The sequence below is a fragment of the Pseudomonas sp. S12(2018) genome (assembly GCF_024355235.1).
Classification (GTDB): domain Bacteria; phylum Pseudomonadota; class Gammaproteobacteria; order Pseudomonadales; family Pseudomonadaceae; genus Aquipseudomonas; species Aquipseudomonas palmensis.
Genome location: NZ_QLAD01000017.1, coordinates 9,565 through 13,665, shown reverse-complemented (window position 1 = coordinate 13,665; position 4,101 = coordinate 9,565). Strand labels below are relative to the sequence as shown.

General features: G+C 60.2%; 4 protein-coding genes. All 4 read left to right on the top strand.

Annotation, left to right across the window (positions count from 1 at the left end):
- A partial coding sequence (locus DN388_RS25230) for a TonB-dependent siderophore receptor (RefSeq protein WP_255002850.1) occupies positions 1–1,966 on the top strand: 1,966 nt, incomplete at its 5' end.
- 184 nt (positions 1,967–2,150) lie between these two features.
- The gene (locus tag DN388_RS25225; RefSeq protein WP_213607246.1) at positions 2,151–2,660 is read left to right on the top strand and encodes an RNA polymerase sigma factor; all 510 of its coding nucleotides are present in this window, start codon (positions 2,151–2,153) and stop codon (positions 2,658–2,660) included.
- Entirely contained in the window at positions 2,661–3,614 is a 954-nt protein-coding gene (locus DN388_RS25220; protein ID WP_255002847.1) for a FecR family protein, read from the top strand.
- 106 nt (positions 3,615–3,720) lie between these two features.
- Positions 3,721–4,101, top strand: a 381-nt coding sequence (locus DN388_RS25215; protein ID WP_255002844.1) for an STN domain-containing protein, incomplete at its 3' end; no start/stop codon positions are given.

The following is a 4,101-nucleotide window of genomic DNA, read 5'->3' as shown; positions in this document are numbered from 1 at the left end:
GACGCCGGGTATCACTGTGCGCAACTCGAACGAGCGCATCAACGACTTCTACTCCCGCGGCTTTGCCATCGAGAACATCCAGATCGATGGTGCAGCCCCCATGGCGCTGGGCACTACAGCGGGCAGCTTCTATTCAAGCAAGGTCTACAACCTGGCCGAGTTCGATCACGTTGAAGTACTGCGTGGTGCTTCAGGCCTTTTTGGTGGTACGGGCGACCCCGGTGGCATCATCAACCTGGTGCGCAAGCGCCCATTGGACACCTATCAATTGAAGTTCGAGGCGTCTGCGGGTTCATGGGACAACTACCGTAGCCAGGTCGACATCACGGGGCCGATGGGCTTCGACGGCAAGCTGAGGGGGCGACTAGTAGCGGCCTATACCGACAGGCAGTACTTCATGGATGAGCGCAGTTCGCAGAGCCCTACGCTTTACGGCATCCTGGAGGCGGACGTGTTGCCCAGCACACGCCTGACCATCGGTGGACGTTCCGAGCGTATCAATGAGAACGGTGCCAGCGCCGGCCTGCCTCGCTACAGCGACGGCAAGGATCTTGGTTTGCCGCGCCATACCAACCTGAGCGAGAGCTGGGCGTTCCAGGACGGTCGGTCGGATGAGGTGTTTGCCAAGGTCGATCACGAGCTGTCGGATGACTGGAAGCTTAACGTCAGTTACACCCAGACTCAGGACTCCGGGTTGCAGAAGCGCGCGTTCAACGTGGGCAGTGTCAACCCGGTGACGGGCACCGGGGCAACGCGCTTCGGTAGTGTGGCGCGCTACCGCAGCGATCAGCAATTGGCGGACGTTAACCTGGCGGGTAAATTCAACCTGTTCGATCGCCAGCATGAGTTTTTGATGGGGGCAGATCATCAGCGAATCACCAGTCAATGGAGGGGCACCGGGCAACTGGCAGGCGCCTTCGAGCCAATCAACGTGTTCGATCCCGGTTCCACTCCGTGGCCAAACCCACCCACCACCAAGGATTGGCTGGCTGATTACAACCCCAATACCCAGATCCAGTACGGTCTCTACTCGACCCTGCGGCTGCAACTGGCCGAACCTCTGCACCTGATCGTTGGTGCTCGTGCGCAACGGTACAAGTTCTATCAGACGTATCAGGAAAGGGGCGTTGCACCGGCTTATCTTTCTACCCGAGAGCCCACCAAGGTGGTTCCATATGGTGGCGTGGTATATGACCTGAATGATGAGTGGTCGGCGTATGCCAGCTATTCGGAAATCTTCAAGCCACAGCAGAACAAACTTGAAGGCCCAACGCCTGCACCGGGTACCGAATCCAGCAATTCGATCGAACCCATGACCGGCAAGACCTACGAAACCGGTATCAAGGGGGAGCTGTGGGGCGGTGCCGTCAACACCTCCTTCGCTCTGTATTACACCAAGCGTGAGCACGAGGCTGTTCTGGACCCTGCTTATCCGGTAACGACCGTTCCGTTTGGTGGCAGCTGCTGTTATGTGACGCAGGGCGAAGTGGTCAGCAAGGGTGTGGACATGGAGGTCAGCGGGGAGCTGCTTCCCGACTGGAGCCTGATGGCGGGTTACACCTATAACCACAACCAGAATCGTAACGACGACACGGTGTTCAGCAGCCTGACCCCCAAACACCTGTTCAAGCTATGGTCCACATATCGTCTGCCAGGCGAATTCAATGACTTGAAAATCGGCGGCGGGGTGAACCTGCAGAGTGCCAATTATGTCAGTGGAACCGCAGCGGTGCTGGACAACACAGGTGCGGTCATTCGCAACGAAAGCTATGAATATCGCCAGGCAGGCTACGCCGTGTGGAACGCCATGGCCGAGTATCGTCTCGATGATCATTGGAGCCTCACCTACAACCTCAACAACGTGTTCGACAAGACCTATTATTCGACAGTAGGCTCTTCGGTTGCCGCCAACTGGTACGGTGAGCCGCGTAACCACATGCTGACGTTGCGGGGTACGTTCTGGTAATCGGCACTCTTTTCGAAAGCCCGTTCTGATGCGGGCTTTTTTGTGGGCGGTGGCGGCTTAAACGGCGGTCGTCCGCTTCCTGCATGACGCCAATGTTTTTTGGTATTGCGAACGATTCTCAAAATTCGTACCCTAGCGCTCCCGCCACCTGTGCTCCTGCACATGGATCGCTCTGGAGTGTGCATTGGATAATCTGGATCGGTTGTTTCGCCTCTATCACCGCGAACTGCAGCAGATTGCCTACCGCCGCCTGGGCGATCGGGAAATGGCGGCAGACCTCACTCAGGACGCCTTCGTGCGTTACGTCGGCCTTGATCGTCAACAGCGCACGCATTCGATTGCCAATCCGCGCTTTTTCCTGATCCGCGTGCTGCGCAACCTGATCATCGACCTGGGGCGCAGCCGCACGCGGCGTGGGCCGGTCGGCTCGCTTGACGAGGTCGAGCATGAACTGCTCGATCCATGTCCGGGACCCGCCGCGCTGTTCGAGTTGCGCCAGCAACTGATGCTGTTGCAGCAGGCCCTGGACGAATTGCCTGTCAACTGCCGCCAGGCCCTGCTGCTCAATCGCCTCGAAGGGCTGGGCCATGCGGCCATCGCCGAGCGGCTCGGGGTCTCGGTGAGCATGGTCAGCAAGTACATCATGAGCGCCTTGCTGCACTGTGCTCGACGCCTCGAAATGATGGATGACTGAATGAAGCGCGAGAGCAGCGGTTTTTGTTCAGGCAAGGCATCCACAGTGCTGACCGAGCAGGCCTTGCAGTGGTTGGTCGACCTGCATTCGGGCGACGCCGAGGCGCCTGCCTGGGACGCCTACCTGCAGTGGTGCGAAACATCACCGCAACACCAGCATGCCGCCCACGCGGCGGAGCGCCTGTGGGAGCGGCTGGGCAGTGCATTGGAGCGGCCGCCTGCATCGTCGCGCAGGGTGCCGTTGTTGGGTTTGACAATAGCCTTGAGCCTTGCGGGGGGGCTCTACTGGCAGGCTCAAACCCAAGGTTGGGTAGCCGACCAGGTGACCGCTCTGGGCGAGCACCGCACGTTGAACCTGGCCGATGGCTCGCGCCTGGAGCTGGCGCCGCACACGCGTGTGGATATAGATCTGGAAGGCGATCGCCGGGTGTTGCGTTTGTACGCCGGGGAGCTCTTCGTGCAGGTCGCAGCCGATGCACAGCGTCCGTTCGAGGTACTGGCTGGCAACGGGCGCATGCGCGCGCTGGGTACCGGCTTCGATGTGCGACGCGAGGGCGAGCAGGTGCGGATGGTGGTGACCGAGCATTCGGTGCGGGTGACGCTCGAGGGGGATGCGCAGGCTGTTGACGTTGACGCCGGCCAGGCGGTGCAGTTCGGTCCGCACGGCCTGGAGGATGCGCAAGCGGTGGATATCGCATCGGCAACCGCGTGGCGTCGCGACCGCCTGGTGTTCAACCAGCAGCCGCTGGGTGAGGTGCTGGAGCAGATCGGCCACTACCACCGCGGCCTGATCTGGGTGCGCGACAACGACTTGCGCCGCTTGCCGGTCACCGGTGTCGTTGCAACCGATGACACTCACGCCCAGTTGCAATTGCTGCAGCGCACTTTGCCGCTACGCGTGCGGCAGTTCCCATGGTTGACCGTGATCGAGCGAGACGACGCACGGCAAAAGTAGGGCCTGCGCAGAAATAATTGATTGTTGCCACTGTCGGGTTTCAGAGGGCTGACGTCTTTCCTTTCGAGATTGATTTTTATTTCGCTGATTTCAGCAGGGGAGCGTTATGCCGTATCTGATCAGACAAACCGCCTTGAGCCTGGCGATCGTGACAGCGAGCTGCGTGGGTGTCAGCCTACCGGCCAGGGCGGTGGATCACCAACACGCCGTTGAGCAGGTATTCGATGTTGCGCCAGGCCCGCTTGACCAGGCACTGACGCGGTTTGCCGATCAGGCGGGGTTGCGCCTGATGGTTGCCAGTGAAGTAGTGACCCGCCAGCATTCGCAAGGGCTGCACGGGCGTTACGCGGTACAGCAGGGGCTTGATCGATTATTGTTGGGCAGTGGCTTGAGCGCCAGGCTCAGCGGCGATGTGATCCTGGTCGAAAGAACTCCTGCGCTGGGGGCGGCGCTGGAACTCGGTACCACCACCATCCAGGGCCAGGGT